25 protein-coding genes and 1 tRNA gene are annotated in these 24,158 nt (G+C 59.9%); 11 read left to right on the forward strand and 15 right to left on the reverse strand.

All coding sequences use genetic code 11. The features are described from left to right. Positions 1 to 17: 17 nt before the first annotated feature. The 9 genes from BMY54_RS03885 to BMY54_RS03920 all read right to left on the reverse strand — a co-directional run bounded on the left by BMY54_RS03885 (position 18) and on the right by BMY54_RS03920 (position 9,055). The gene (locus tag BMY54_RS03885) at positions 18 to 632 is read right to left on the reverse strand and encodes a glutathione S-transferase family protein (protein ID WP_093430026.1); all 615 of its coding nucleotides are present in this window, start codon (positions 630 to 632) and stop codon (positions 18 to 20) included. After that, positions 629 to 2,410, reverse strand: a complete 1,782-nt coding sequence (locus tag BMY54_RS03890; protein ID WP_093430027.1) for an FAD/NAD(P)-binding protein — start codon at positions 2,408 to 2,410, stop codon at positions 629 to 631. The genes BMY54_RS03885 and BMY54_RS03890 overlap by 4 nt, the downstream gene beginning before the upstream one ends. Beyond that, positions 2,404 to 3,435: a 2,3-diaminopropionate biosynthesis protein SbnB gene (gene sbnB / locus BMY54_RS31170; RefSeq protein ID WP_371914428.1), complete on the reverse strand. Its 1,032-nt coding sequence runs from the start codon at positions 3,433 to 3,435 to the stop codon at positions 2,404 to 2,406. The genes BMY54_RS03890 and sbnB overlap by 7 nt, the downstream gene beginning before the upstream one ends. A gap of 5 nt (positions 3,436 to 3,440) precedes the next feature. After that, positions 3,441 to 4,415, reverse strand: a complete 975-nt coding sequence (gene sbnA, locus BMY54_RS31175; RefSeq protein WP_306674229.1) for a 2,3-diaminopropionate biosynthesis protein SbnA — start codon at positions 4,413 to 4,415, stop codon at positions 3,441 to 3,443. Between the two features lie 418 nt (positions 4,416 to 4,833). Next, positions 4,834 to 4,909, reverse strand: a tRNA-Phe gene (locus BMY54_RS03900). Between the two features lie 104 nt (positions 4,910 to 5,013). Further along, on the reverse strand, positions 5,014 to 5,286 hold the full coding sequence (locus tag BMY54_RS03905) for an oxidative damage protection protein (RefSeq protein WP_016986336.1): 273 nt from the start codon (positions 5,284 to 5,286) through the stop codon (positions 5,014 to 5,016). Next, positions 5,283 to 6,350, reverse strand: coding sequence for an A/G-specific adenine glycosylase (mutY, locus tag BMY54_RS03910; protein ID WP_093430028.1), 1,068 nt, complete (start codon positions 6,348 to 6,350; stop codon positions 5,283 to 5,285). The genes BMY54_RS03905 and mutY overlap by 4 nt, the downstream gene beginning before the upstream one ends. Continuing rightward, positions 6,347 to 8,572 (reverse strand): AsmA family protein, encoded by a 2,226-nt coding sequence (locus BMY54_RS03915; RefSeq protein ID WP_093430029.1) that lies wholly within the window; start codon positions 8,570 to 8,572, stop codon positions 6,347 to 6,349. Before BMY54_RS03915 ends, mutY begins: the two co-directional genes overlap by 4 nt. A 78-nt stretch (positions 8,573 to 8,650) precedes the next feature. Further along, positions 8,651 to 9,055: an acetyl-CoA sensor PanZ family protein gene (locus BMY54_RS03920; RefSeq protein ID WP_093430030.1), complete on the reverse strand. Its 405-nt coding sequence runs from the start codon at positions 9,053 to 9,055 to the stop codon at positions 8,651 to 8,653. A 224-nt stretch (positions 9,056 to 9,279) separates the two neighbouring features. Between BMY54_RS03920 and BMY54_RS03925 the strand changes: the two genes are divergently transcribed. The 7 genes from BMY54_RS03925 (at position 9,280) to BMY54_RS03955 (ending at position 15,108) form a co-directional block, all read left to right on the forward strand. Beyond that, positions 9,280 to 10,944, forward strand: coding sequence for an OFA family MFS transporter (locus BMY54_RS03925; protein ID WP_093430031.1), 1,665 nt, complete (start codon positions 9,280 to 9,282; stop codon positions 10,942 to 10,944). Positions 10,945 to 11,217: 273 nt separating this feature from the next. Continuing rightward, complete coding sequence (gene hisB, locus BMY54_RS03930; protein WP_007909204.1) at positions 11,218 to 11,811, forward strand: imidazoleglycerol-phosphate dehydratase HisB; 594 nt, start codon at positions 11,218 to 11,220, stop codon at positions 11,809 to 11,811. Then, positions 11,811 to 12,449, forward strand: a complete 639-nt coding sequence (hisH, locus tag BMY54_RS03935) for an imidazole glycerol phosphate synthase subunit HisH (RefSeq protein ID WP_007909206.1) — start codon at positions 11,811 to 11,813, stop codon at positions 12,447 to 12,449. Before hisB ends, hisH begins: the two co-directional genes overlap by 1 nt. After that, the gene (locus tag BMY54_RS03940) at positions 12,450 to 12,710 is read left to right on the forward strand and encodes a DUF2164 domain-containing protein (protein ID WP_003220751.1); all 261 of its coding nucleotides are present in this window, start codon (positions 12,450 to 12,452) and stop codon (positions 12,708 to 12,710) included. A gap of 42 nt (positions 12,711 to 12,752) precedes the next feature. Next, positions 12,753 to 13,490 carry a 1-(5-phosphoribosyl)-5-[(5-phosphoribosylamino)methylideneamino]imidazole-4-carboxamide isomerase gene (gene hisA / locus BMY54_RS03945; protein WP_003220753.1) on the forward strand — a complete coding sequence of 246 codons (738 nt, stop codon included), beginning with the start codon at positions 12,753 to 12,755 and terminating at the stop codon, positions 13,488 to 13,490. Between the two features lie 9 nt (positions 13,491 to 13,499). Beyond that, complete coding sequence (gene hisF, locus BMY54_RS03950) at positions 13,500 to 14,270, forward strand: imidazole glycerol phosphate synthase subunit HisF (protein ID WP_007897430.1); 771 nt, start codon at positions 13,500 to 13,502, stop codon at positions 14,268 to 14,270. A gap of 82 nt (positions 14,271 to 14,352) precedes the next feature. Next, positions 14,353 to 15,108, forward strand: a complete 756-nt coding sequence (locus BMY54_RS03955; RefSeq protein WP_093430032.1) for a substrate-binding periplasmic protein — start codon at positions 14,353 to 14,355, stop codon at positions 15,106 to 15,108. Here BMY54_RS03955 and BMY54_RS03960 read toward each other — a convergent pair. The 5 genes from BMY54_RS03960 to gpmI form a co-directional block, all read right to left on the reverse strand. Next, the gene (locus BMY54_RS03960; RefSeq protein ID WP_093430033.1) at positions 15,089 to 16,465 is read right to left on the reverse strand and encodes a Vps62-related protein; all 1,377 of its coding nucleotides are present in this window, start codon (positions 16,463 to 16,465) and stop codon (positions 15,089 to 15,091) included. The two genes, BMY54_RS03955 and BMY54_RS03960, sit on opposite strands and share 20 nt — an antisense overlap. 117 nt (positions 16,466 to 16,582) lie before the next feature. Then, on the reverse strand, positions 16,583 to 17,359 hold the full coding sequence (locus BMY54_RS03965; RefSeq protein WP_093430034.1) for a divergent polysaccharide deacetylase family protein: 777 nt from the start codon (positions 17,357 to 17,359) through the stop codon (positions 16,583 to 16,585). Positions 17,360 to 17,361: 2 nt separating this feature from the next. Further along, a complete protein-coding gene (locus BMY54_RS03970) occupies positions 17,362 to 18,681 on the reverse strand; it encodes a S41 family peptidase (protein ID WP_053116593.1) in 1,320 nt (439 codons plus the stop codon). 31 nt (positions 18,682 to 18,712) lie between these two features. Continuing rightward, positions 18,713 to 19,999, reverse strand: coding sequence for a murein hydrolase activator EnvC family protein (locus tag BMY54_RS03975; RefSeq protein ID WP_038359965.1), 1,287 nt, complete (start codon positions 19,997 to 19,999; stop codon positions 18,713 to 18,715). A 230-nt stretch (positions 20,000 to 20,229) separates the two neighbouring features. After that, positions 20,230 to 21,759 carry a 2,3-bisphosphoglycerate-independent phosphoglycerate mutase gene (gene gpmI, locus BMY54_RS03980; RefSeq protein ID WP_093430035.1) on the reverse strand — a complete coding sequence of 510 codons (1,530 nt, stop codon included), beginning with the start codon at positions 21,757 to 21,759 and terminating at the stop codon, positions 20,230 to 20,232. Between the two features lie 153 nt (positions 21,760 to 21,912). On the opposite strand from gpmI, the gene BMY54_RS03985 reads away from it, so the two are divergent. From BMY54_RS03985 to secB, 3 genes are read left to right on the forward strand one after another with little or no spacing between them, the layout of a single operon-like run. Continuing rightward, complete coding sequence (locus tag BMY54_RS03985) at positions 21,913 to 22,326, forward strand: rhodanese-like domain-containing protein (protein ID WP_083367280.1); 414 nt, start codon at positions 21,913 to 21,915, stop codon at positions 22,324 to 22,326. A gap of 1 nt (position 22,327) precedes the next feature. Continuing rightward, positions 22,328 to 22,582 (forward strand): glutaredoxin 3, encoded by a 255-nt coding sequence (gene grxC / locus BMY54_RS03990; RefSeq protein WP_038359971.1) that lies wholly within the window; start codon positions 22,328 to 22,330, stop codon positions 22,580 to 22,582. Positions 22,583 to 22,639: 57 nt separating this feature from the next. Beyond that, the gene (gene secB, locus BMY54_RS03995; RefSeq protein ID WP_007909233.1) at positions 22,640 to 23,125 is read left to right on the forward strand and encodes a protein-export chaperone SecB; all 486 of its coding nucleotides are present in this window, start codon (positions 22,640 to 22,642) and stop codon (positions 23,123 to 23,125) included. Positions 23,126 to 23,248: 123 nt separating this feature from the next. Here secB and BMY54_RS04000 read toward each other — a convergent pair whose 3' ends face one another. Beyond that, complete coding sequence (locus tag BMY54_RS04000) at positions 23,249 to 23,704, reverse strand: tRNA (cytidine(34)-2'-O)-methyltransferase (protein WP_093430036.1); 456 nt, start codon at positions 23,702 to 23,704, stop codon at positions 23,249 to 23,251. Here BMY54_RS04000 and BMY54_RS04005 point away from each other — a divergent pair. Next, a complete protein-coding gene (locus tag BMY54_RS04005) occupies positions 23,703 to 24,143 on the forward strand; it encodes a hypothetical protein (RefSeq protein ID WP_093430037.1) in 441 nt (146 codons plus the stop codon). The genes BMY54_RS04000 and BMY54_RS04005 overlap by 2 nt on opposite strands. Positions 24,144 to 24,158 lie beyond the last annotated feature (15 nt).

A 24,158-nucleotide genomic window follows, 5' to 3' on the forward strand; every position in this document is an offset into this window, starting at 1 on the left:
ACCCGGTTTTCCTTAACTTAATCGTGAGTCTGCCCGCTGTACTCGGTCGCCCGCATGGACGCCCGCTCACAAAAAGTCTGATACCACTCGGTCAGGCGTGCTTGAGCGGAAAAGTCCGAGAGTTGGCGAAAGGCGATCCAGTCGAGCGCGGTCGCCAGGGCAATGTGGCCGAGGGTGATCGGGCCATTGAGGTCGACGTGTTCCTCGATGAAGCGGTAAGCCTCCTTGAGTTTGAACGCCTGACCGTCGGCGTAGGCCGGATAGCGCAAGGCCTCGGGGCGGCGCTCGACTTCCCAGCGCAGCTTGATGCCGACATCGCACATGCCCTGCGCCAATGCTTGCAGGCGCAGCGCCTTGTAGCGCTCAGGGCCGTTTGCCGGGATGAGTTTTGGCCCGTCACTCAGGTCGTCGAGGTATTCACAGATCACGATGGAATCGAACAGCGCCGTGTCGTCAGGCAGGATCAGCACCGGCACTTTGCCCAGCGGATTGGCCTTGTAGATGATCTCGTTTGGCGACGTCGGGCTGGTCTCGTGATGGATCACTTCCAGGCTCGACGCGATGCCCAGTTCGTGAGCCAGCACCAGCACCTTGCGGGCGTAGGGTGAATGCGTTTGGTAGAAAAGCTTCATGCTGAAGTCCCTGTCTCAAGGATGGCAGTGGCTGCTCGATGGGCGTCCATGAACAGACGCGAAGGCGCGCCCGCCGAGGTGACGTAGTGGTTGTAGTAGCAAGAACCTTCGGCGAGCGGGCCGAGTACCCAAATGTTGCGCACCGGTTCGCCAGCGCTCGATTTCGGGTGGCACGCGGCGTCGACATCGATGCCGTCGATGCCCGGTTCGTCGGTTCTCGGGCGGATCAGGCCCAGCCGCGCCAGATCACGCACCGGCGCGCAGTCGCTGTTGCTCACGCCGCTGCTCTGGACATAACCGGCGACGCGTTTGAAGTCGTTGATCGCAGGGCGCGAGCCGGGCTTGAGAAATGTCAGCAGACCGGCGTCACACAGGGCGAGCAGGTCGGCGTGGCGCTCTTTTTGAGGGCCCGCAACGAGGCGGTTGATCGCCTTGTGCCAACGGCCATAGAACTGCCGATGCGACGCGTTGGTCAGCCCGTCGAAATCGACGGCCTCACGCAGGCGGTCACGCAGATCGCGCCAGACTTCGATGGCGGCTTTGATCGCCGATCCTCCGCGCCCCAGTCGCGACTCGTGCAAATCGGCTTCGAGGGTGTCGTAGATCCAGGCGTGATAGTTGTAGGTCTGCACGTCGTCCGGCAGTGCATGCCAGATCAGCGCTTGCGGATCGATCGAGCCGCTGGTCGCTTCGTACTCACGCAGTAACGTCTCACAGGCGACAACCCCGGGTTCGCCAGCAACGCTAACGGCCCTGAGTCGCTCCAGCACCTGCTCTGGCGCTGATGGGCTGTGTACGACGGCGACGGCCGCCGCCCGCATCTCCAGCAGCATCAGCGGCAGGATGTCCTGTTCGAAGTCCAACTGTCGGTTATTGCTGCTTGCCCGCAGGGATTCGATGCGCGCACTCGTCAGCAGTACGGCGCGATGGCGCGGGCATTCAATCAGACCGTTGGGCCGGGTGCGAAACGGCAGCCCGTCCCGCGACTGGATAAAAATCACCGGCTCCTGGCCCGAAGGCTGATAGGCGTGACTGCCGTCGGCCATGCGCTTGTAGCTTCCGCCCCTGCCGGAGGTCAGCGCCGCCAGGGTGTCCATCGCACCCAGCCCGAGCCCTTCGACCAGCACGGTTTCGCCGGGCTCGATGGTGGCGAGGCTGCCGGGCAGCGGATAGACATCATCAACGCGGTTGCGATCCGCCGAGCGCAGGCGACCGGTATGGCCGACCGTCAGAATCAGCCGATCCACGGTGACCGCAGCCCCCGAAGCGGTCTGCAGCAGGTATTGCTGACCGGCGTTGCTCTCGACTGCGGTGACGGCCTGCTGATGCAGGTTCACGCTCACCCAGTGCGGTGCCGTCGCGAGGATTTGCGCGAAGGCATCCGCCAGATAGGCGCCGAGCAAATGGCGTGGCAGGAAGTCCTGCGGCTCAACGTCACGGCCGTCGGCGGCGAGCAGTCCGCTGTCCGCGTCGACCTTGATGCGCTGCTCGTGGCACCACGTCAGGAAATCCGCGCCCGGCCGTTCCCGCGCATCCGCCAGGTTTCCGAATGCCGCTGCGTCGGGAAAAACTCCGAGCTGGCCTGCGACGGTGTTGAGCAACAGATAGTCCGGTTGATCCGGCCAATGCGCGCCGCTTCCGAGCACGTTCGGATCGAAAATATCGATGACGACTGGCTGCTCCGCAAGCGTTTCAGCAAGGCTCAACAGGCGTTCGAAAATCGACAGCCCGCGTGAGCCGCAGCCCACCAGGCCGATGTGCAGAGGCGCCTTCACCATCTGCGCTCCTCCCCGAAGAAGGATGGGATGGCGACCGCCGAACCGTCCTTGACCGCGATGTCGTGGATCATCCGGCCAATTGCCAGATCGAGGATGCCCATGCCGAACGGCGAATAGATCAGCGGCTTGTCCGTGGCAACCTGCAGGTCGCCGCGAATCAATTGCCCGACGGTGCCGGTAACGAAATCACGATGCCCGTACTTTTGCTCGGCCAGATGCGGCGAGGTATTGGCTTTCAGGCAATGGGTCACGTCGTCGAAGTAGTTGTAACTTTCTTCGATGATCTCTGCGCCGATATCCCGCAGCGAGATGTTCAGCACGATCTGCCCCGGGCGGAAGGTGCCGCTGCCGTTGACGTAGGGTTCGCCGGCACTGGTGGCGAACACCACGATGTCGGCGCTCAGTGCCTCGTCCAGCGACGACAGTTGTACATCCGGCACCCCGAGCTGTTTGCCGAAGGACGACAGCGCTTGCGCTGACTCTGCGTTGAGGTCGTGAATACCCACGCTGTCGAACGACCAGTCATCGGCAATGAACGTCTCAAGGATGTTCCGCGAAATCACCCCGCCGCCAATGATCGAGAGTTTCTGTGCGCTCTTGCTCTGGCCATTCAGCCACCAGGCACCGAGCACCGCCGACGCTGCGGTGCGCACGGCACTGATCAGCGCGCCTTCAAGCAGCGCGTAGGGATAGCCGGTGTCCGGATCGTTGAGGATCAGCACCGCCGAAGCGCGCGGGATGCCCGACTTGATGTTGTCGGGATAGCTGGCAATCCACTTGATCCCGGAGACGGACTGATCGCCCTCGCTGTCGACGATCGCCGCTGGCAAGGCAATGATCCGGTTCGCCGGTTGCGCCGCAAAACGCAGGAAGTAGCTATCCGGGTTAACGGTTTCGCCGCGCTCGTGGGTCAGGTAGGTCTGGGCAACCATGTCGATGGTTTCGTGACGCAGCCCGTTGAGGATGTCCTTGACGACGGCGCCTGGGATGACATGGAACGGTTGAATCGAGTTGTGTGTAGTCATGGGGATTACGCCGAGAGTGCCAGAGCGATTTCTGGAAAGAGTGATTGCAAAGCGCTTGCGCCGATTCGCTGGGTGACCCAGTCATCGGAGTAGATGGTTTCGAGGTAGCGCTCACCCATGTCGGGGGAGATCGCCACGACGACATCGTCAGGACGGATGTGCGGCGCCCATTGCTGGATGCCCGCCAGGACAGTGCCGGTGGAGCCACCAAAAAGCAGGCCGTAGCGTTGCGCCAGCCAGCGGCAGACCTTGATCGTCTGTTCCTCGGCGATCGATACGAAGTCGTGAATCCCCGACGGCTCGAAGATCTCTGGCAGACGGCTGGTACCCAGCCCCGGGATATGCCGCGTACCGCCCGGCAGACCGAAGGTCACCGAGCCGACCGTATCGACGGCAATCACTTTGGTGTGCGGATGGTGTTCGGCGAAGTAGTTCTTGCAGCCCATCAAAGTACCGGTGGTACCGGCGCCGACGAACAAGTAGTCCACGTGTGGAAACTTATGGGCGATGGACTTCGCGGTCGCTTGATAGTGAGCGAGGGGGTTGGTCGGGTTTTTGTATTGATTGAGCCAGATGTAGTCGGAGTTCCCTGCGACCAGTTGCTCGATCAAACGGATACGCGAATTCAGGTAGCCGCCGTTTTCGTCACGCTGATCGACCATGATCATTTCGGCACCCAGTGCCTGCATGAGTTTTCTGTTCGGCGCAGAAATGTTCGGGTCGATCACACAGACAAACTTGTACCCCTTGGCGGCGCAGACCATGGCCAGCGCGACCCCCAGATTCCCCGAAGAAGACTCGACCAGGCGGGTCTTATGGTGAATCCGGCCCTGGTTTTCCAGATCCGTGATCAGGGCATGTGCGGTTTTGAGCTTGATCGATCCGGCAGGATTCAGTCCTTCGATTTTCAGCTGGATCGTTGCGCTGCACAGATCGCCAATCTGCACATAACTGTCTTCATTGATAAGTTGCTTGATCATACGTCGTCCGTTTCGCTCTTTTGCCGGGCGCGCAGGGGCGCCAGCATTCATCCTGGAATGTTTGAAAAGCAGTAAATGCAGTTCGCCTGTTGGGTTTGTTTTTAGATTTTTTAGCTGGACAGGAAGTGACCTTGCGGTGGACGCCGATCTATTCAAAAAATCAGGTTTTGCGCTCTGAGGGCTTCAGAGGCCCAGAGTGTTGCGGGGCGCAAAGTAGAGCCAGTCATTGGCTCGCCAAGGCTTGGAGGAATACTGGCGAATTTTCCTACACGGGGAGAGATACAGATTTTGGGTATTTTTCAGTACAGGCGGGTTTGAGGTGTATCGAGAGGAGGGCGTTGCGGGGCGCAGAGAGAGGCGTGATCAAATCGCAGGCATAAAAAAACCCTGAATCTTGCGATTCAGGGTTTTCGGTATTTGGTGCCCAGAGACGGAATCGAACCGCCGACACGGGGATTTTCAATCCCCTGCTCTACCGACTGAGCTATCTGGGCAACGGGGCGCATTAAAAGGGTTTTTCGGATTTACGTCAACGACTTTTTTAAAATTTCTTAAATTAATTCCGTCGCTTACGATCCGGCCCCCGATTTTGCAGGGTTTACTCAGCAGGCGGAACGTAGCCTTCGGCCTTGGCGTATTCCTCGCCGGAGAAGTACTTGTCCATTTCGCCCTGAAGATATTTGCGGTCTTCGGCGTTCATCATGTTCAGACGCTTTTCGTTGATCAGCAGGGTTTGGTGTTTCTGCCAGTCAGCCCAGGCCTTGGCTGAGACATGGTCAAAAATATCCTGACCTTTGGCGCCCGGGAAAGGGGCGCGGTCCAGCGCGGGCAATTCTTCTTTGTACTTGCGGCACATTACGGTGCGGGTCATGGCGACTCTCCTGCATTCAAGACGGCGGCCGCGCGTTCGAGCAAGGTTTTGACCGGGGCGGCGAGGCCCAGGCGCGGCGGGGTGGCGAGGTTATACCAGAGCCAGTCGGCCTCGGCCACGTGATGGGCGGCCTCCTGCACCTGAACCAGCCAGGGTTCGATGGACAGCTGGAAATGGCTGAACGTGTGAACGAGGTTCGGCAGCGCCTGCTGCTCGCCCATGGTCAGCGAGTGCTGATCGGCGAGATGTTGCAGGTCATCGAGGTCGTCGAGTTCCGGCAGGCTCCACAGACCGCCCCACAAACCGCTCGAGGGGCGACGGTAAAGCAGAATCGCGCCGTCGTCGTTGGCCAGCATCGGCATCAGCGTGCGCTTCTGCGGAGTGGCTTTGCGCGGCTTGGGAATCGGGTAGCGGGTTTCCAGGCCGAGCATGTGCGCCTCGCAGCCACGCTCCAGCGGACACAGCAGGCAGCTCGGCTTGCTACGCGTGCACAGTGTGGCGCCGAGATCCATCATCGCCTGGGTGTAGGCGTTGACCCGATCGTGCGGCGTAAAGCGTTCAGCGGTGGCCCACAGTTGTTTGGCGACCTTCGGTTCGCCGGGGTAGCCCTCTTGCGCGGTAAAGCGCGCCAGCACGCGTTTGACGTTGCCGTCGAGGATCGGCGCGCGCAGGCCCATGCTGATGCTCGCGATGGCGCCAGCAGTGGACAGACCAATGCCTGGTAGATCGGTAAGCTTTTCAACGTCACGCGGAAACTCGCCAGCGTATTGGCTGACGACGATCTTCGCAGTCTTCTGCAAATTGCGCGCGCGGGTGTAGTAACCCAGCCCGGTCCACAGGTGCAGCACTTCGTCTTCGGGGGCTTCTGCCAGCGCTTCGACCGTCGGCAGCGCGGCCATGAAACGGTCGAAGTAATTGAGCACGGTGCTGACCTGGGTCTGCTGCAACATGATCTCCGACACCCACACCCGATACGGGTTGATGTTCTGCTGCCAAGGCAGATCGTGGCGGCCGTGGCGGTCGAACCAATCCAGCACCGCCGTGGAAAATTGCTCCGCTCTCATCGCTTGAACAGCCCCTTCAATGCGTTTTTCAGTTCCGGGCTGACCTTGTCACCGAGTTTTTCGTCGATTTTTTCGCTGAGCTTGTCGCCGGCCAGTTTAGTTGCGACCTGACCGAGGCGATCGTTGTCGACACGGCAGGCCTTGGCGCCCAATTCCAGCGGGCCACGGCAGCGCAGTGGCCATTCGATGCCGACGAATTTTTCGCCGACCTGACAAGCCGGATCCGGCATGGCGCTGGTGTCGCCCTCGACGATGATGCCGACGCGATAGTCCATGCCGAGCACGCGCAAGTCGATGTCGCCGTCACCGTTGACGGTCATGCCGGGGATGCGCACTTTCAGGTCCGGGTTGCTGGCGATGCCGTTGCGGAAGGTCAGGTTGCCCTTGAGTTCCTGGAATGGCGTGTCTTTACCGCGTGGTTCGCCGCTGAGGGTTTTGCGGTTAAGCGTGGCGATGCCTTTGCACAGTTGCTGTTCAAGATTGGCGTTGAGCAGCACGCCGTTGTTGATCACGAAACTGGCGTTGCCGTTAAGCGTATCGATCAGCGCCTGCTGGCTGTTGCCGCTGCCAGTGACATTGCTGGTGAGGGTTACCAGGCCTTTGACGGGCGGGTTCTTGCCTTGGCTTTCGAGGGTTTTTTCTACAGGCACGCGATTGAGCTTGGTCTGCAGGTTCAGCACAGGCGCGCTCGGGCGTACATCGAGGGTGCCATTGGCGGCGAAACCGCCGTTGTACAGTTCGCCGCTCAGGTTGGTCAGGGTCAGCAAGCCGCCTTGGCCGGTGGCTTTCAGTGCGGCGTTCTGGATCGGCAGTTTGTCGAGGGTCAGTTGGCCGAAGGTCAGATCGGCATCGACGTCGAGTTTGGCCAGGCGCTCAACCGGTAACAGGCGCTCGGTGCTCCAGGCGGTTTTGCTTGGTTTGTCCGGCAGTGGGGTAGAGCCGGCACCGGCCATGGCATCGGCTTCGGTGCTGGCGACTTCGGCCTGACGCACTTGCGTGGCGCTGTTGGCTTGTGCCGATTTCGGCGGCAGGTAGCGGTCAGCGTTGAACGTATCGGCCTTGAGAATTGCCCGCAGCGATTGTTTGGCGAAGTCTTCGACGGCGATGCGGCCGCTGAAGCTGCTGTCGTCGAGTTTCAGGTTGATGTTGTCGAAGGCGATGCTGGTTGGCGTGGCGGCAACGCGGCTGACCAATTCGACTTTGCTCAGACTGCCCTCGGCCATGGCCGGCAGTTTCTGACCGATGCTGTCGACGAATTTCGCCAGATCGAACTGGGCGATGGAGAGCCCGCCAGTGATCTGCGGAGTCTTGTCGAGGTCATTGGCTTTCAGCTCACCCAAGGCGCGCAACTGGTTGGCAGAGATTTTGATACCGGTCCATTCGGCGACGTTCGCCGCTTTATCCAGCGATAACTGGCCCTGAGCTGCGAAGGTCATGGTCTTGCCTTGCAACGGATCGCCGGCCAGTTCGCCGGACAGCTTCATGTCTTCGAATTTGTAGCGCTGCAGTGCGCGCTCGATGCGCAGTTCGCCAGTGAGCTCGGTACGCACGCGCAGGACCGGCTGGTTGGTGCCGAGGAATGCCGTGGCTTTCACCGGAATATTCGTCGAATCGTGTACCGGGCCGGTGCTCAACTGGATGCTCTCGGCGCTGAATTGCTTGCCGGTCAGCTCGTCGTTGTATTCAACGCGGGCGTTGTTGACGGTCAGGCTGTCGATGTCGAGGCGGATCGGCTGTGGCGGTTTTTCCGGTTGGGCAGGGGCTTGTGCAGTGGCTGCGCTAGCAGGTGCCGGGCTGCCGGCAGGTGCGGCGGCTGTCGGTACCTTGCCAATGTCTTCCCAGTTGCCGTGGCCGTTTTTGTCGCGTTTCAGGCGCAGGTTCAGCCCTTCAACGCGGACATCGCTCATTTGCACTTCGCGGCGCAACAGCGGCAGTACCCGCACGGACAGGCCGAGCATCTGCAAATCGGCATACGGTTCAGTCGGATTGATCAGGGTGGCAACGCTGGCCTCGTGCAGTTCCAGGCCGAGCCACGGGAACAGGCTCCAGCCGATGTCGCCATTGAGCGTCAGCTCGATGTGGGCCTTGTCGCGGGCTATCTGGCGAATCTCGTCTTTGTAATCGTTGGGATCGAAGAGGTGGGTCAGGGCAAAACCTGCCGCCACAATGATCAGCAACAATCCGAGAAGTACCAGACCCAGGATTTTGCCGAACGCTTTCATGGGCGAGTCCTTGTAGTTAGTCGAATTCGTAATTTAGCCGGGGAGTATAGCGCTGCAATTGCCCGGTTCGGTGTGGCGTCATGTTGCCAGTACCTCCAGCGGGAGGTGTAACTTCGCTGCAATTGCCAAGGCTTCAGGATGCCCGGCAGGCGCCAGCAGACGCAGTTCAGCCCCCGCTTGCGACGCCATTTTCTGCGCTTGGTTCACCAGCCGTTCAGCAACCCCACGGCGACGGGTAACTTTTCGTACGCATAAATGGGACAAGTACCAAACGTCGTGGTGCCTCTGTAGACGAGCGGCACCGAGCAGGCGGTCGTTGAAACGCCCGGCAATAAAACTTCCCTCGGCGAGCGTGCGGTCGATCAGATTGTTTTCACCGGAAAACGGCGCGAACAGCCAGTCCGGCGCGTCGCGATAAATCTTCCGCAAATCCTCCTGGTCCTGATAATTGGCGGCGTTCAGCGCTTGTACGACGATTGGCATGACGTTTTCCTGAGTGATACGAGATCAGACGACAGAAAAAAGGTGATATCAGTTTGGTTTTTCTGTCACGTGCAAATGGTAACCTTCGCCCGTTCGTCCGTCCTTCTGCGACTTAACGTCGCGCCTTCAAGGAGCTTCACCCAAAAAAACGGTCATGCCTGCGTGCATAAAGGCCGGGGGTGAACAGTGGCTGGCGAACCATACTAATAATTGGGGGATACACAATGAGCACGAGCATCACGGCGGACGGCCTCAAAGCCGATCAGCCCGCGTTCCTGTCCAAGGAACGCATCATCGCCAAGCCCGGTTTCAACCGTTGGCTGGTGCCACCGGCCGCTCTGGCCATCCACCTGTGCATCGGCATGGCCTACGGCTTCTCGGTGTTCTGGTTGCCGCTGTCCAAGGCGCTGGGCGTCACCGCTCCGGTGGCTTGCGCACCGGACATGAGCTTCATCACACAGGTCTTTTCCTCGCAATGCGACTGGCCGATCTCGATGCTCGGCTGGATCTACACGCTGTTCTTCATCTTCCTCGGCTGCTCGGCAGCGATCTGGGGTGGCTGGCTGGAACACGCGGGGCCACGCAAAGCCGGTGTCGTATCTGCACTGTGCTGGTGCGGCGGTCTGCTGATCTCCGCGTTGGGTATTTATACCCACCAGATCTGGCTGATGTGGCTTGGCTCTGGCGTAATCGGCGGTATCGGTCTGGGCCTGGGCTATATCTCGCCGGTCTCGACCCTGATCAAGTGGTTCCCGGACAAGCGCGGCATGGCTACCGGCATGGCAATCATGGGCTTCGGTGGCGGCGCGATGGTTGGTGCACCGCTGGCAACCGCGCTGATGAGCCACTTCGCTTCGCCAACCGGTGTCGGCGTCTGGCAGAGCTTCGTCGCCATGGCCGCGATTTATTTCGTGTTCATGATCGGTGGTGCTCTGGCTTACCGCGTTCCGCCAACCGGCTGGAAACCTGAAGGCTGGACCGCTCCGGCGAAGAAAGCCTCGAACTCGATGATCACCCACCGTCACGTGCACGTGAATGTGGCGTGGAAAACCCCGCAATTCCGTCTGGTCTGGCTGGTGCTGTGCCTGAACGTGTCTGCCGGCATCGGCATCCTCGGCATGGCTTCGCCACTGCTGCAGGAAGTGTTCGGCGGCAAACTGCTGGGTGTCGATGTGCCGTTTGGTCGGCTCGACGCCGGGCAACTGGCTTCGATCGCTGCGATTGCTGCCGGTTTCACCGGTCTGCTCAGCCTGTTCAATATCGGTGGCCGCTTCTTCTGGGCTTCGTTCTCGGACTACCTGGGCCGCAAAAACACCTACTTCGTGTTCTTCGCCCTGGGTTTTGCCCTGTACGCGCTGATCCCGAACATGGGCCATTTGGGCAACGTTGCGCTGTTCGTGGCGGCGTTCTGCATCATTCTGTCGATGTACGGCGGCGGTTTTGCCACGGTGCCGGCGTATCTGGCCGACCTGTTCGGTACGCAGATGGTCGGTGCGATCCACGGTCGTCTGCTGACCGCTTGGGCTGCGGCCGGCGTGCTCGGTCCGGTGCTGGTGAACTACCTGCGTGAGTATCAGTTGAGCATCGGCGTTGAACGCGCTGCCGCTTACGACATCACCCTGTACATCCTCGCAGGCCTGCTGGTGCTGGGCTTCCTGTGCAACCTGCTGGTGCGTCCGGTGGCTGACAAATACTTCATGACCGACGCTGAGCTGGCTGCCGAACAAGCGCTGGGTCACGACAAAGGTGCTGATGCCAGCACGGTCCTGGAGTGGAAAGCCGCCCCGGGCAGCAAGCCGCTGGCGATCGCTGCGTGGCTGGTGGTGGGTATTCCGTTGGCGTGGGGTGTTTGGGTGACCCTGCAGAAAACGGCGGTACTGTTTCACTAAGGTGTTAGCTGGATAAACACCGAACCTGTGGGAGCGAGCCTGCTCGCGAAGACGGAATATCAGTCAACTTAATTGCTGGCTGACCCACCGCATTCGCGAGCAAGCTCGCTCCCACATTTGTTTTTGCGCTGCCTGTAATGGCTTGTATGGACATGTCTACCCGCGACAGCCGGGCGTTCTATCCGTCAGCCATCTCACCTCTCGTGTTTCTGTTTGCGCCTCGCGTGCCTATAATGGCTGCCTTTTTCGCCCAATGATTTTGCGGAGCTGGTGATGGCCGAACGTAAGGCGTCTGTCGAGCGCGACACTCTGGAAACCCAGATCAAAGCCTCGATCAACCTTGATGGCACCGGAAAGGCCCGATTCGATATCGGTGTTCCTTTTCTTGAGCACATGCTGGATCAGATCGCCCGTCACGGGTTGATCGACCTGGATATTGAATGCAAGGGCGATCTGCATATCGACGACCACCATACGGTGGAAGATGTCGGTATCACCCTCGGCCAGGCGTTTGCCAAAGCCATCGGCGATAAAAAAGGCATCCGTCGCTACGGTCATGCCTACGTGCCGCTCGATGAAGCGCTGTCGCGTGTCGTCATCGACTTCTCCGGTCGTCCAGGCCTGCAGATGCACGTGCCGTACACCCGCGCCACCGTCGGCGGCTTCGACGTTGACCTGTTCCAGGAGTTCTTCCAGGGCTTCGTCAACCATGCGCTGGTCAGTCTGCACATCGACAACCTGCGTGGCACCAACACCCACCACCAGATCGAAACCGTGTTCAAGGCTTTCGGCCGCGCGCTGCGCATGGCTGTCGAGCTGGATGAGCGCATGGCCGGGCAAATGCCATCGACCAAAGGCGTTCTGTAATGCAGACGGTTGCAGTTATCGATTACGGCATGGGCAACCTGCACTCGGTGGCCAAGGCCCTCGAGCACGTCGGCGCCGGTAAAGTGCTGATCACCAGCGATGCCGCCGTGATTCGCGAAGCTGACCGCGTGGTGTTTCCCGGTGTTGGCGCGATTCGCGACTGCATGGCGGAGATCCGTCGTCTCGGTTTCGACTCACTGGTGCGTGAAGTCAGTCAGGATCGTCCGTTCCTCGGTATCTGTGTCGGCATGCAAGCGTTGCTCGACACCAGTGAAGAGAACGACGGCGTCGACTGCATCGGCCTGTTCCCGGGCGCGGTGAAGTTCTTCGGCAAAGACCTGCATGAAGACGGCGAACACCTGAAAGTCCCGCACATGGGCTGGAACGAGGTGAAGCAGAAGGTCAGCCACCCGTTGTGGCACGACATTCCGGACATGGCGCGTTTTTACTTCGTGCACAGCTACTACATCGCCGCCGCCAACGCGCGGCAGGTGGTCGGTGGCGGTCATTACGGTGTCGATTTCGCTGCGGCGCTGGCCGATGGCTCGCGTTTCGCCGTGCAGTTCCACCCGGAGAAAAGCCATACCCATGGCCTGCAATTGCTGCAGAACTTCGCTGCGTGGGACGGTCGCTGGTAAATGGCTGCCAAGAAGTCCAAGCCGCCGATTCTGACCCTCACTCCCGAACAGGAGAACGAGGCCAATCGCAAGATTCAGCGGTTCATGGAAGACCGTTTCGAACTGGACCTGGGTTCGTTCGAAGCGGCGGAAATTCTTGAGCTGTTTACCCGCGAAATTGCTCCGCACTATTACAACAGGGCGATTTTCGATGTGCAGACCCACCTCAAAGAGCGGTTTGAAAGCATCGAAAGCGACCTGTGGGCGCTCGAGAAAAACTGATTTCCGAGCCAAGCTGAACATTCAAATTTGAAGGTTTGCCAGATGCTGATTATTCCCGCTATCGATCTTAAAGACGGTGCCTGCGTACGTTTGCGTCAGGGCCGCATGGAAGATTCCACGGTGTTCTCCGATGACCCGGTGAGCATGGCTGCCAAGTGGGTGGAGGGCGGTTGCCGCCGTCTGCATCTGGTCGATCTGAACGGCGCGTTCGAAGGCCAGCCAGTCAACGGCGAAGTGGTTACCGCGATCGCCAAGCGCTATCCGACTTTGCCGATCCAGATCGGTGGCGGCATCCGTTCGCTGGAAACCATCGAGCACTACGTCAAGGCTGGCGTGAGCTACGTGATCATCGGCACCAAAGCCGTGAAAGATCCAGCGTTCGTCGCTGAAGCCTGCCGCGCGTTCCCGGGCAAGATCATCGTCGGTCTGGACGCCAAAGACGGTTTCGTCGCCACCGATGGCTGGGCTGAAATCAGCACCGTGCAGGTCATCGATCTGGCCAAGCAGTTTGAAGCCGACGGCGTCTCCTCGATCGTTTATACCGACATCGCCAAAGACGGCATGATGCAGGGTTGCAACGTGCCGTTCACCGCTGCGCTGGCCGCTGCCACCAAGATCCCGGTGATCGCTTCCGGCGGCATCCACAATCTGGGTGACATCAAGTCGCTGCTCGACGCCAAAGCACCAGGCATCATCGGCGCCATCACCGGCCGGGCGATTTACGAAGGCACCCTCGACGTCGCCGAAGCGCAAGCTTTCTGCGATTCGTACCAAGGCTGAGGACTGACCATGGCGCTGGCCAAACGCATCATCCCTTGCCTGGACGTGGACAACGGCCGGGTCGTCAAAGGTGTGAAGTTCGAAAACATCCGCGACGCCGGTGACCCGGTGGAAATCGCCCGTCGTTACGACGAGCAGGGTGCCGACGAGATTACCTTTCTCGACATCACCGCCAGCGTCGATGGTCGCGACACCACGCTGCATACTGTCGAGCGCATGGCCAGCCAGGTGTTTATCCCGCTGACCGTCGGCGGCGGCGTGCGCACCGTGCAGGACATCCGCAACCTGCTCAATGCCGGTGCGGACAAGGTGTCGATCAACACCGCTGCCGTGTTCAACCCGGAGTTCGTCGGTGAAGCGGCGCAGCATTTCGGCTCGCAGTGCATCGTTGTCGCCATCGACGCGAAGAAAGTCTCCGGCCCGGGCGAAACCCCGCGCTGGGAAATCTTCACCCACGGCGGGCGCAAGCCAACCGGCCTCGACGCGGTCGAGTGGGCGAAGAAAATGGAAGGCCTCGGTGCTGGTGAAATCCTGCTGACCAGCATGGATCAGGACGGCATGAAAAACGGTTTCGATCTCGGCGTGACCCGCGCGATCAGCGATGCGCTGGGCATCCCGGTGATCGCTTCCGGCGGCGTCGGCAATCTGCAGCACTTGGCTGACGGCATTCTCGAGGGCCATGCCAGTGCGGTGCTGGCGGCGAGTATTTTCCACTTCGGCGAATACACCGTGCAGGAAGCCAAGGCCTATATGGCGCATCGCGGGATCGTGATGCGTTAAGCGTCACGATCGATACAGGCCAGTGGACAGCATGGCGCACCCAAGGCACTCTTGGGCACGCCATGGATTCCGGTAGCCCGACATGATCAAACGCCTGCTTCTTGTTCTCGCCAGTGCATCGATGTTGCTCATCAACACCGCCCGCGCCGAAAACAGTCCCGACACCGATCTGGTGCTCCTCACCGAAAATTTCCCGCCGTATAACATGGCGAAGAACGGCAAGAACTTCGCCCAGGGCGAGAACATCAATGGCATCGCCACCGACATCGTGCGCGAAGTGTTCCAGCGTGCCGGCATCACTTACAGCCTGACCCTGCGCTTTCCTTGGGAGCGCGTCTACAAACTGGCTCTGGAAAATCCCGGTTATGGCGCCTTCGTGATGGCGCGTCTGCCGGACCGCGAAAAGCTCTTCAAATGGGTCGGCCCGATCGGTCCGGATGACTGGATCATGTTGGCCAAGGCTGACAGCAAGATCACCCTCGAAACCCTCAATGATGCGCGCAAGTACAAGATCGGTGCCTACAAGGGCGATGCGATTGCCGAGACACTGACCAAACAAGGTCTGAAGCCGATAGTAGTGCTGCGCGATCAGGACAACGCGAAGAAACTGGTCAATGGTCAGATCGACCTGTGGGCCACCGGTGATCCTGCCGGGCGTTATCTGGCGCGGCAGGACGGTGTCACCGGTCTCAAGACCGTGCTGCGCTTCAACAGTGCAGAACTGTATCTGGCGCTGAACAAGGACGTGTCCGACGAAGTGGTCGCCAAGCTTCAGGCTGCGCTGGATCAGTTGCGCAAAGAAGGCGTGGTGGACGAAATCATGGGGCGGTATCTATAACGACATCCAGGCCCGATGATGGCTGCTCTTTAGCGTTAGCGCCATCGGTGCCAGATATTGCCGGGGTGTCTGTCGTCAGCGGCGGACACGCGCTGGCGAGCTCAACGGACTCCGGCGGATATTGCGTCAGCAGAACGCTTGAATCATCGGTATAACCAAAGTCGACCGCCACTTGAGTACCGTCTTCCCGTACCAACTCGTAATGGCTTTGCATCTGATAAACCGCGACGGCTGTTTGCTTCGGCGCCATGGCAACAACCACTTGAGATCGTAGCTCGTTCCAACCGTTGGAAGACGTTTCGGTGCGGGTCAAACTTTTTGGCAGGCAGGCCGAGAATTTTGTCATGCGGATATCGCTGAGAGGCACGGCCGGCCAGGCTTTGACGATTTCCATGGCGGTAAAACTATGGAACATACGCATTGTCACCGCGTTTTGCAGGCGTGGTGCTGTCCATTTAACGGCCCGATACTTGTCTGATTCATTGCGCTCGTGACCAATGAGCACATATTCGTCAGTTCTCTTCAGTTCGTAGTAAGGCGAATTGCGAAACTGTTCGCCGGGATGAGCATGATCTCGCACTGCGAACCAAGGCAGGCGGGCAATCTGGGTGACGGTGGCGGGTTCGTTCACTACGGGCTTCGTGTATCCGGTGAGGGTCGGAATTTGCGGCGATGCGCTGACTTGCAGCGGAATTTGCATGCGCAAGCCATACGCCGTCGAAGGTGCTGCAGGCTTGCTGTAGCCCTGGATGCCCACGAAGGTGCCGGGCGCAAAATGGATGTCGCCTGCGGCGGCAGTCGACGGTTCGATTCCAAAGGCGCTGAAACTGAGCTTGGCACCGCTGCCCTTGTCATTCCAGATCAGATCACCGACGTTCGCTGCTATGACCAGGTCGAGCCTGACGCAGCGCACCGAGTTCAACGAAGGTTTGCAGTGATCGTTGGAGCATACGAGCCCCAGAGCGACGTAACCGACGGGTGCCAGAGGTCGCCAGATCGACATGCGAGTAACACCGGGCGCTCCGGTTTCTTTCCAGACCAGTTCAAAATCGGCAGGGCGGGCCAGTGCCTTTCCTTTAGTGCTTAAGGACCCTGCCATATCTTTCTCGCAGACCACCGCTGCGACCATTTCGCCATTGATATTGGCGTCGCCGGGAAAGAGCACGTCGCCCAGCGGAAAGTAGCCCGGCAATGCATCCGGAGCAGGAGTGGGGCGCCAGAATGTGGCAGGTTTGGCTTTTGAGCCGTTAGTGCTCCAGACCCGGTGAAACTCCGTGGTGAAGTTGATCAGCAGATTGTCCTGCATGATCGGTTCCATTGGCATGGGATGCGCTGCGGTGTTGTCTTCAATAGTCATGATGATTCCTGATAGTTGAAAGCGACGCGAGGGCGTCGCAACCTGTTGCAGGTCGCACTATCGGGAATGGGGACGGTTTCCGGGTGGTAACTATGTATGTGCTAGCGTCACAGGGTATTACCGATAAACCCCGTCTTTACCATGACTGGCCATGGCGCGATTGCTGCGCAGGCTGATCATCTGTTTGATATCGATCCAGTCGATTCCCTGGCCCTTCAACTTCGGCAGTTCGCGCTCGAGCACCGCCAGTGTCTGCGGATAGGGATGGCCGATCATCACCGCCGAACCCTGCTTGCGCGCCAGGCTGATCGCGGTCTGCAACTGCGTGTAGATCGCTGCCTCAGTGCGCTCGTCATCAAGAAACACGTCCCGCGAGACACTGGCCAGATCGATCTTCTGCGCCTGCTGCGCCGCCACGGTCTGGGCGCTGGTGCGGCTGTCGACGAAGAACTTGTGCCGGCGCTGCAGTTCGCCCATCAACCAGGCCATCGCCACCGGTTGCGCAGTCATGCGGCTGCCCATGTGGTTATTGATGCCGGCAGTGTAGGGGACCATTTTGAACGCGGCGTTGAGGCGTTTTTCCAGCTCTTCGATGGGCAGTTCGGGGTGCCAGGCATAGGGACCGGTGGCCGGGTCCATGGGCATGTGCAGGATAACGATCTTGCCGGCGCGATGGGCTTCGCGGGCAAACTCGGTGGCGTGCGGGGTGTCCGGCATGATCGCCGTGGTCACCGGGCCGGGCAGGGCCAGCACGCGGCGATCCCTGGGCAGGTTCTGCCCCAGGTCGTCGATGATCAGTGTCAGATAGGCTTTGTGTGGCTTTGGGCTGGCGGGCTCTGCGTGAGCAGCACCCGCCAGACAGCACAACAGAACGAGGACGAAACGCAGCGACATCCTCAACGGCCGGACGTGATGCTCAGCCCTTTGAGCAGGCTCAGGGCCTGGGCCAATTGATAGTCATCATCCTGCGGCATGGCTTTGGGCTTGGCGCCGGAGCCGGTTGGTTTGTCCGCGCCGCCGTTGCCATTGCCCAGGTGACCTTGCAGGTCGGCTTCCTTGAAGTAATCGCCATCGGCCTCGTTGGTGATCTTGGCCTTGCGCACTTCGATGTCCGGAACGATGCCCTGCGCCTGAATCGAACGACCATTCGGCGTGAAGTACAGCGCGGTAGTGATCTTCAATGCACGGTCATTGTTCAGCGGCAGTACGGTTTGTACCGAGCCTTTGCCGAAACTGGTGGTGCCCATGACCACCGCGCGTTTCTGGTCCTGCAGGGCGCCGGCGACGATTTCCGAAGCCGAGGCACTGCCACCGTTGATCAGCACGACCATCGGCACGGCTTCACTTTCGTCTTTGCCGGTGGCCGAGAAACGCAGTTCGGAATTGGCGATGCGGCCTTTGGTGTAAACGATCAGGCCTTTGGTGATGAAGTGGTCGACCACTTCCACTGCTGCCTGCAACACGCCGCCCGGGTTGTTACGCAGGTCGAGAATGATGCCGTTGAGCTTCTTGCCGTTGTCCTTGCGCAGCTTGGCCAGGGCCTTGGAAACCTCTTCGCCGGTCTTGACCTGGAACTGGGTGATGCGGATGTACGCATAGCCGGTTTCCAGCAACTGCGCCTTGACGCTCTTCACCTGAATCACCGCACGGGCCAGGGTCACGTCGAACGGCGTGCCGCCGTCGCGTACCAGGGTCAGGGTGATTTTCTGGCCGATCTTGCCGCGCATTTTGTCGACAGCTTCGGTCATGGTCTGGCCGCGCGTCGGCTGGCCGTTGATCTTGACGATGAAGTCGCCGGCCTGAATGCCGGCCTTCGACGCCGGGGTGTCATCGATTGGCGAGACGACTTTGATGAAACCGTCTTCGGCGCCGACTTCGATGCCCAGACCACCGAACTCACCGCTGGTGCTTTCCTGCAGTTCGGTGAAGTCTTCAGGGCCGAGGTACGCCGAGTGCGGATCAAGGTTGCTGAGCATGCCCTTGATCGCGTTTTCCAGCAGGGTCTTGTCGTCCACCGGCTCGACGTAAGCGGCTTTGATCCGGTCCATGACCTCGGCAAAGGTGCGCAATTCTTCCAGCGGCAACGGTGCCTTGGAAGTCGCGGCAGTGCCTGCCGGAGCGACGGCCGGGGCCGGTTGAGCGGCGAACGCCAGAGGCGCGCCGATCACCAGGGCGATCGTCAGGGCCAGCGAGGTAAGGCGGGACAAATGCAGCATGTCGAACGAACTCCTGAATTAGGCGGCACGCTTATCCTTGCGCGCGGCACCATTGTGCTGGATCACTCGGGTGACCCTGCTGACGAATTGCGAAATACAGCGCTGATGTGTCCTGGCCGCCACTGTTACCGACAGTGGAGATGGACTCACCGGCTTTAACCACGTCACCGGCTGACTTGAGCAGTGTCTGGTTGTGACCGTAAAGACTCAGAAAACCGTTGCCGTGGTCGAGGATCACCAGCAGCCCGGCGCCGCGCAGCCAGTCGGCGAACACCACGCGACCACCGTGTACGGCATGCACCTGGCTGCCGGCGGAGGCGCTGATCATCACGCCGTCCCACTTGGTGCGGGCGTCGTCGCCACGGGATTCGCCGAAGCGTGCCAACAATCGACCATCAACCGGCCAAGGAAGTTTTCCCCGGGTTGCAGCAAAAGGGCCACCGAAGGTCTCGCCGCTGCTGGAGACCAGCGCGCCGGGAGTGGATCTGGCGGGTTTTCGTGGGGCGTCGCTGTTTTCAGCCTGCGCCTCACGCAAACGCTTTTTTTCCGCTTCCTGCTGGGCGATCAGCGCTTTCTGCCGCGCTTCTTCTGCCTCACGGGCCTGGCGGGCCAGGGTTTCTTCAATGGTTTTAAGGACTTTAGACAGGTCTGCCTGATCCTGCTCGCGGGCGGCGAGTTTCTGGTCGCGGGCCTTCACGTCATCGTTGAGCTTGGCGAGCACTTGCTGGCGTTCCTTGCGGACATTTTCCAGTTCGTCGCGCTGGGTATCGAGGCTGCTTTTCTGTACCAGCAATTGCGCCTGTTGGGCGGCAATGTCTTTTTCGACATTGGCCAGTTGGCGCAGGGTTTCGTTGAAGTTCTTCAGCTGTTCCAGGCGGGCCTGGCTCAGGTAATCGTAATAGGTGAGGGTGCGGGCGAATTTCTCGGGATTCTGCTGGTTGAGCAGCAGCTTGAGGTATTCCTGCCGACCGTTCTGATAGGCCGCGCGGGCCTGAATGGCGATCAGTCGCTGCTGCTCAGTGCGCGCGCTCTGGAGTTTTTTTTTCTCTGCATCGAGTCGCTGCAGCTCGGATTCGCTTTTCTGCAGTTCTTTCTGCAGCGCGTCGACCTGCTTCTGCAGTTTACCCAGCTCGGTTTCAGTGCCCTTGAGCTCTTTCTGTACGCCGGACTTTTCTTCCTGGACTTTGCTCAGCAGCTTTTTCAGCTCGGCAATGTCCTGACGCGTGGCGTCCAACTGTTGTTGGGTTTGCGCGCGCTCGTCAGCGAAGGCCGGTTGGAGCAGGCAGGTCAGAGCGAGGGCGATCAGGACGCGGAGCATAGAGGCGGGCGGCACCAGGGTAATGGACGGCCTAGTATGCCCGCCCGAGGCTGCAAAAAAAACGCCCAATTGGGGCTGTGTGATAACTGGCCTGAAAAACACCACAAACCAATGTAGGAGTGAGCCTGCTCGCGATGGCTTACTGACATTCAACAGAGTAGTTGACTGTCAGATGGCTATCGCGAGCAGGCTCACTCCTACAGGGTTTTGCGGTGTTTTGGTGATTCGGGTCAGACCAGAATCGAAGTGCCAGTCATTTCCGCCGGTTTTTCCAGGCCCAGCAGCTTCAGCATGGTTGGTGCCACGTCCGCCAGCACGCCGCCTTCACGGACCTTGAGGTCGCGCTTGCCGACGTAAATGAACGGTACCGGCTCGGTGGTGTGTGCGGTGTGCGCCTGGCCGGTGGATTCATCGGCCATTTGCTCGACGTTGCCGTGGTCAGCGGTGATCAGCGCTTCGCCGCCAACCTTCTCCAGCGCTTCGACAATGCGCCCGACGCAGGTATCAAGGCATTCCACAGCCTTCACCGCCGCGTCGAACACGCCGCTGTGGCCGACCATGTCGCCGTTGGCGTAGTTGACCACGATCACGTCGTAACGCTGGTTTTCGATGGCGTCGACGATGCGGTCTGTGACTTCCGGCGCGCTCATTTCCGGCTGCAAGTCGTAAGTGGCGACTTTCGGCGACGGGATCAGGATGCGCTCTTCGCCCGGGAACGGTTCTTCACGACCGCCGGAGAAGAAGAAGGTCACGTGGGCGTATTTTTCGGTTTCAGCGATGCGCAGCTGGGTTTTGCCGTTTTTCGCCAGATAGTCGCCGAGGACGTTTTCCAGGCTGCCCGGGGCGAACGCCGAGGGTGCAGGGATGCTCGCTGCGTATTGGGTCAACATCACAAAACCGGCCAGTTTCGGCTGGCGCGCGCGTTCGAAATCCTTGAAGTCGTCTTCGACGAACACGCGAGTCAGCTCGCGGGCGCGGTCGGCGCGGAAGTTCATGAACACCACGGCGTCGCCGTCTTCGACTTTCACCGGCTCACCGATGGTCGTGGCTTTGACGAATTCGTCGCTCTCGCCGCGCGCATAAGCGGCGTCCAGACCTTCCTGCGCAGTGGCGGCGTGGAATTCGCTGTTGCCGTCGACGATCAGGTTGTAGGCCTGAGCCACACGGTCCCAGCGGTTGTCACGGTCCATGGCGAAGTAGCGGCCGATGATGCTGGCGATGCGGCCCTTGCCCAGTGCCTGGAAGGTCGCATCGAGTAGTTCGATGGACGACGCAGCGCTTTTCGGTGGGGTGTCGCGACCGTCAAGGAAAGCGTGCAGGTAGATTTTTTCGGCGCCGCGCTTGAAGGCCAGTTCGGCCATGGCGATCAGGTGATCCTGGTGGCTGTGTACGCCGCCATCGGAGAGCAGACCCATGAAGTGCACGGCTTTGCCGGCGGCCACGGCTTTGTCCACAGCGGCGCAGATGGTCGGGTTCTCGAAGAACTCGCCGTCGCGGATCGCTTTGGTCACGCGGGTAAAGTCCTGATACACCACGCGGCCGGCGCCAAGGTTCATGTGGCCGACTTCGGAGTTGCCCATCTGGCCGTCCGGCAGGCCGACGTCCATGCCGCTGCCCGAAATCAAGCCGTTGGGCACGGTGGCCCACAGGCGATCCAGAACAGGCTTCTTCGCCGCAAAAACGGCGTTGGATTCGGGGCTGTCGCTGTGACCGAAGCCGTCGAGAATCATCAGGACCAAAGGTTTAGGCGTGGTAGTCATGGAATCCACTCGTGGCTAATAAAGAAGAGGGCGATGGAAAAGGGAGTTGGAGTTTAAAGCTAAGTTCCGACCGCGTCACCGCCGGACGGGGTTTGGCCGACCATAGTGGCTGTGTATACTGGCCGACATTTTAACGCCCTGGAACCTCCTTCGATGGTTGCTCACCTGATTGAATTTGCCACTAACCACTACATTCTTGTCGGTATCTTCGTCGTACTGCTGGCTCTGCTGCTGGCGCACACGATGCAGGGCGGCGGTAAAAGCCTGAGCACCGGCGAGCTGACCGCGTTGGTCAACAAAGACGCAGGCGTGGTGGTGGACATCCGTCCGGCCAAGGATTTTGCTGCCGGCCACATCGTTGGCGCGGTGAACATTCCCCAGGACAAACTGGCTGCGCGTATCGGCGAGCTGGAAAAACACAAGGCCAAGACCATCATTCTGGTCGACGCGCTGGGCCAGACCGCTGGCACCCACGCCCGCGAGCTGATGAAATCCGGCTTCACCGCCGCCAAGCTGTCCGGCGGGATCTCCAGCTGGAAAGGCGACAACCTGCCGTTGGTGAAGTGATATGAGCGAAGTCATCGTCTACTCCAGCGATTACTGCCCTTATTGCTCGCGAGCCAAGTACCTGCTCGAGAACAAAGGCGTGGCCTTCAAAGAGATCAAGGTCGATGGCAAGCCGCAAGTGCGCGCTGAAATGACCCAGAAAGCCGGACGTACGTCCGTGCCGCAGATCTGGATCGGCAGCAAGCACATCGGCGGTTGTGACGATTTGTATGCCCTGGAACGCGCCGGCAAGCTCGACGCGCTGCTCAAGGCCTGAACGGCTGCACCCACGTACAGCACTCCCTAAAAGACCCAAGATCGATAAGGATCTGAGATGACTGACCAACAGAACACTGCAGCCAGCGAAGAAGAAACCGCACCGCAATTCTCCTTGCAGCGCATCTACGTACGCGACCTGTCCTTCGAAGCCCCGAAAAGCCCGGCGATCTTCCGCCAGCAGTGGGATCCGGCGGTCGCTCTGGATCTGAACACTCGTCAGAAAGCACTGGAAGGTGATTTCTACGAAGTCGTGCTGACCCTGTCCGTGACCGTGAAAAACGGTGAAGAAGTCGCCTTCATCGCTGAAGTGCAACAGGCCGGTATCTTCCTGATCAAGAACCTGGACGCGGCTTCGATGAGCCACACCCTGGGTGCGTTCTGCCCGAACATCCTGTTCCCGTACGCGCGCGAAACCCTGGACAGCCTGGTGACCCGTGGTTCGTTCCCGGCCCTGATGCTGGCCCCGGTGAACTTCGACGCCCTGTACGCGCAAGAGCTGCAGCGCATGCAGGAAAGCGGCGAGACGCCAACCGTTCAGTAAGACGGTTCAGCAACACCCCATGTGGGAGCGAGCCTGCTCGCGATAGCGGTCTGTCAGACACATCAATGTTGCCTGACACTCCGTAATCGTGAGCAGGCCAGCTCCCACATTTGTTTTGTGGTGTTACTTGAAGTCGTTCTGGCGCCAGGCTTCGTACACGGCCACCGCTACGGTGTTGGACAGGTTCAGGCTGCGACAGCCTTCGCGCATCGGCAGGCGCAGGCGCTGTTCCGGCGGCAGTGCGTCGAGCACTTCCGGCGGCAGGCCACGGCTTTCCGGGCCGAAGATGAACGCATCGCCGGGGACGAACGCGGCATCATGAAACGGCCGTGAGCCCTTGGTGGTGAACGCAAACAACCGCGGGTTGCCCAGGCTTTCCAGGCAAGTGGCCAGGTCCGCGTGACGTTGCAGCGTGGCATATTCGTGGTAATCGAGACCGGCACGGCGCAGGCGCTTGTCGTCCATCTCGAAGCCCAGCGGTTCGATCAAATGCAGGTGGCAGCCGCTGTTGGCGCATAGCCTGATAACGTTGCCGGTATTCGGCGGAATTTCTGGTTGAAAAAGGATGACGTGAAACATGCACGGCTCCGAAGGTAAAGATGAGCGGCATTCTACGCCGCCTGTGGACAACCGTTCGAAACTATTCCCGCGCGTCATCGGTTCGCTGGCGATTGTCGGCTTGATGATCGGCTTGATGATCGGCCGCCTGACCACGCCGGACCCGAGCATATTGCAGCAGGTTGAAATGACCGATGGCGGTTTGGTGGTGTGGTTCAACAACGAACCCAAACTGCACGGCGAAATCATCGATGGCACCGTGGCGTTGCTGTTTCAGGCCGAAGGCCGGGCGCAGAAGGGCCAGTTCAAACTCAACGGCAGGGATGTGAACTGGCGTACACGCATGAGCGATGGCGGGTTGTTGTTGACCATACTGGCAGCGCGGCCGTTGCAGGGTAATTGGGTCGGCAGTGAGGTCGATGACCGCTGGCGGCTGGAGATCCGTTTGCAAACGAATTGATCGTAATCCCGCCGT

This window comes from Pseudomonas sp. ok266 (assembly GCF_900110195.1).
Lineage (GTDB): Bacteria > Pseudomonadota > Gammaproteobacteria > Pseudomonadales > Pseudomonadaceae > Aquipseudomonas > Aquipseudomonas neuropathica.

Excerpts from the sequence above, each read along its gene's own strand:
- BMY54_RS03885 (WP_093430026.1), bottom strand. The coding sequence starts at position 632 with ATGAAGCTTTTCTACCAAACGCATTCACCCTACGCCCGCAAGGTGCTG.
- BMY54_RS03890 (WP_093430027.1), bottom strand. The coding sequence starts at position 2,410 with ATGGTGAAGGCGCCTCTGCACATCGGCCTGGTGGGCTGCGGCTCACGC.
- sbnB (WP_371914428.1), bottom strand. The coding sequence starts at position 3,435 with ATGACTACACACAACTCGATTCAACCGTTCCATGTCATCCCAGGCGCC.
- sbnA (WP_306674229.1), bottom strand. The coding sequence starts at position 4,415 with ATGATCAAGCAACTTATCAATGAAGACAGTTATGTGCAGATTGGCGAT.
- BMY54_RS03905 (WP_016986336.1), bottom strand. The coding sequence starts at position 5,286 with ATGACCCGCACCGTAATGTGCCGCAAGTACAAAGAAGAATTGCCCGCG.
- mutY (WP_093430028.1), bottom strand. The coding sequence starts at position 6,350 with ATGAGAGCGGAGCAATTTTCCACGGCGGTGCTGGATTGGTTCGACCGC.
- BMY54_RS03915 (WP_093430029.1), bottom strand. The coding sequence starts at position 8,572 with ATGAAAGCGTTCGGCAAAATCCTGGGTCTGGTACTTCTCGGATTGTTG.
- BMY54_RS03920 (WP_093430030.1), bottom strand. The coding sequence starts at position 9,055 with ATGCCAATCGTCGTACAAGCGCTGAACGCCGCCAATTATCAGGACCAG.
- BMY54_RS03925 (WP_093430031.1), top strand. The coding sequence starts at position 9,280 with ATGAGCACGAGCATCACGGCGGACGGCCTCAAAGCCGATCAGCCCGCG.
- hisB (WP_007909204.1), top strand. The coding sequence starts at position 11,218 with ATGGCCGAACGTAAGGCGTCTGTCGAGCGCGACACTCTGGAAACCCAG.
- hisH (WP_007909206.1), top strand. The coding sequence starts at position 11,811 with ATGCAGACGGTTGCAGTTATCGATTACGGCATGGGCAACCTGCACTCG.
- BMY54_RS03940 (WP_003220751.1), top strand. The coding sequence starts at position 12,450 with ATGGCTGCCAAGAAGTCCAAGCCGCCGATTCTGACCCTCACTCCCGAA.
- hisA (WP_003220753.1), top strand. The coding sequence starts at position 12,753 with ATGCTGATTATTCCCGCTATCGATCTTAAAGACGGTGCCTGCGTACGT.
- hisF (WP_007897430.1), top strand. The coding sequence starts at position 13,500 with ATGGCGCTGGCCAAACGCATCATCCCTTGCCTGGACGTGGACAACGGC.
- BMY54_RS03955 (WP_093430032.1), top strand. The coding sequence starts at position 14,353 with ATGATCAAACGCCTGCTTCTTGTTCTCGCCAGTGCATCGATGTTGCTC.
- BMY54_RS03960 (WP_093430033.1), bottom strand. The coding sequence starts at position 16,465 with ATGACTATTGAAGACAACACCGCAGCGCATCCCATGCCAATGGAACCG.
- BMY54_RS03965 (WP_093430034.1), bottom strand. The coding sequence starts at position 17,359 with ATGTCGCTGCGTTTCGTCCTCGTTCTGTTGTGCTGTCTGGCGGGTGCT.
- BMY54_RS03970 (WP_053116593.1), bottom strand. The coding sequence starts at position 18,681 with ATGCTGCATTTGTCCCGCCTTACCTCGCTGGCCCTGACGATCGCCCTG.
- BMY54_RS03975 (WP_038359965.1), bottom strand. The coding sequence starts at position 19,999 with ATGCTCCGCGTCCTGATCGCCCTCGCTCTGACCTGCCTGCTCCAACCG.
- gpmI (WP_093430035.1), bottom strand. The coding sequence starts at position 21,759 with ATGACTACCACGCCTAAACCTTTGGTCCTGATGATTCTCGACGGCTTC.
- BMY54_RS03985 (WP_083367280.1), top strand. The coding sequence starts at position 21,913 with ATGGTTGCTCACCTGATTGAATTTGCCACTAACCACTACATTCTTGTC.
- grxC (WP_038359971.1), top strand. The coding sequence starts at position 22,328 with ATGAGCGAAGTCATCGTCTACTCCAGCGATTACTGCCCTTATTGCTCG.
- secB (WP_007909233.1), top strand. The coding sequence starts at position 22,640 with ATGACTGACCAACAGAACACTGCAGCCAGCGAAGAAGAAACCGCACCG.
- BMY54_RS04005 (WP_093430037.1), top strand. The coding sequence starts at position 23,703 with ATGCACGGCTCCGAAGGTAAAGATGAGCGGCATTCTACGCCGCCTGTG.
- BMY54_RS04000 (WP_093430036.1), bottom strand. The coding sequence starts at position 23,704 with ATGTTTCACGTCATCCTTTTTCAACCAGAAATTCCGCCGAATACCGGC.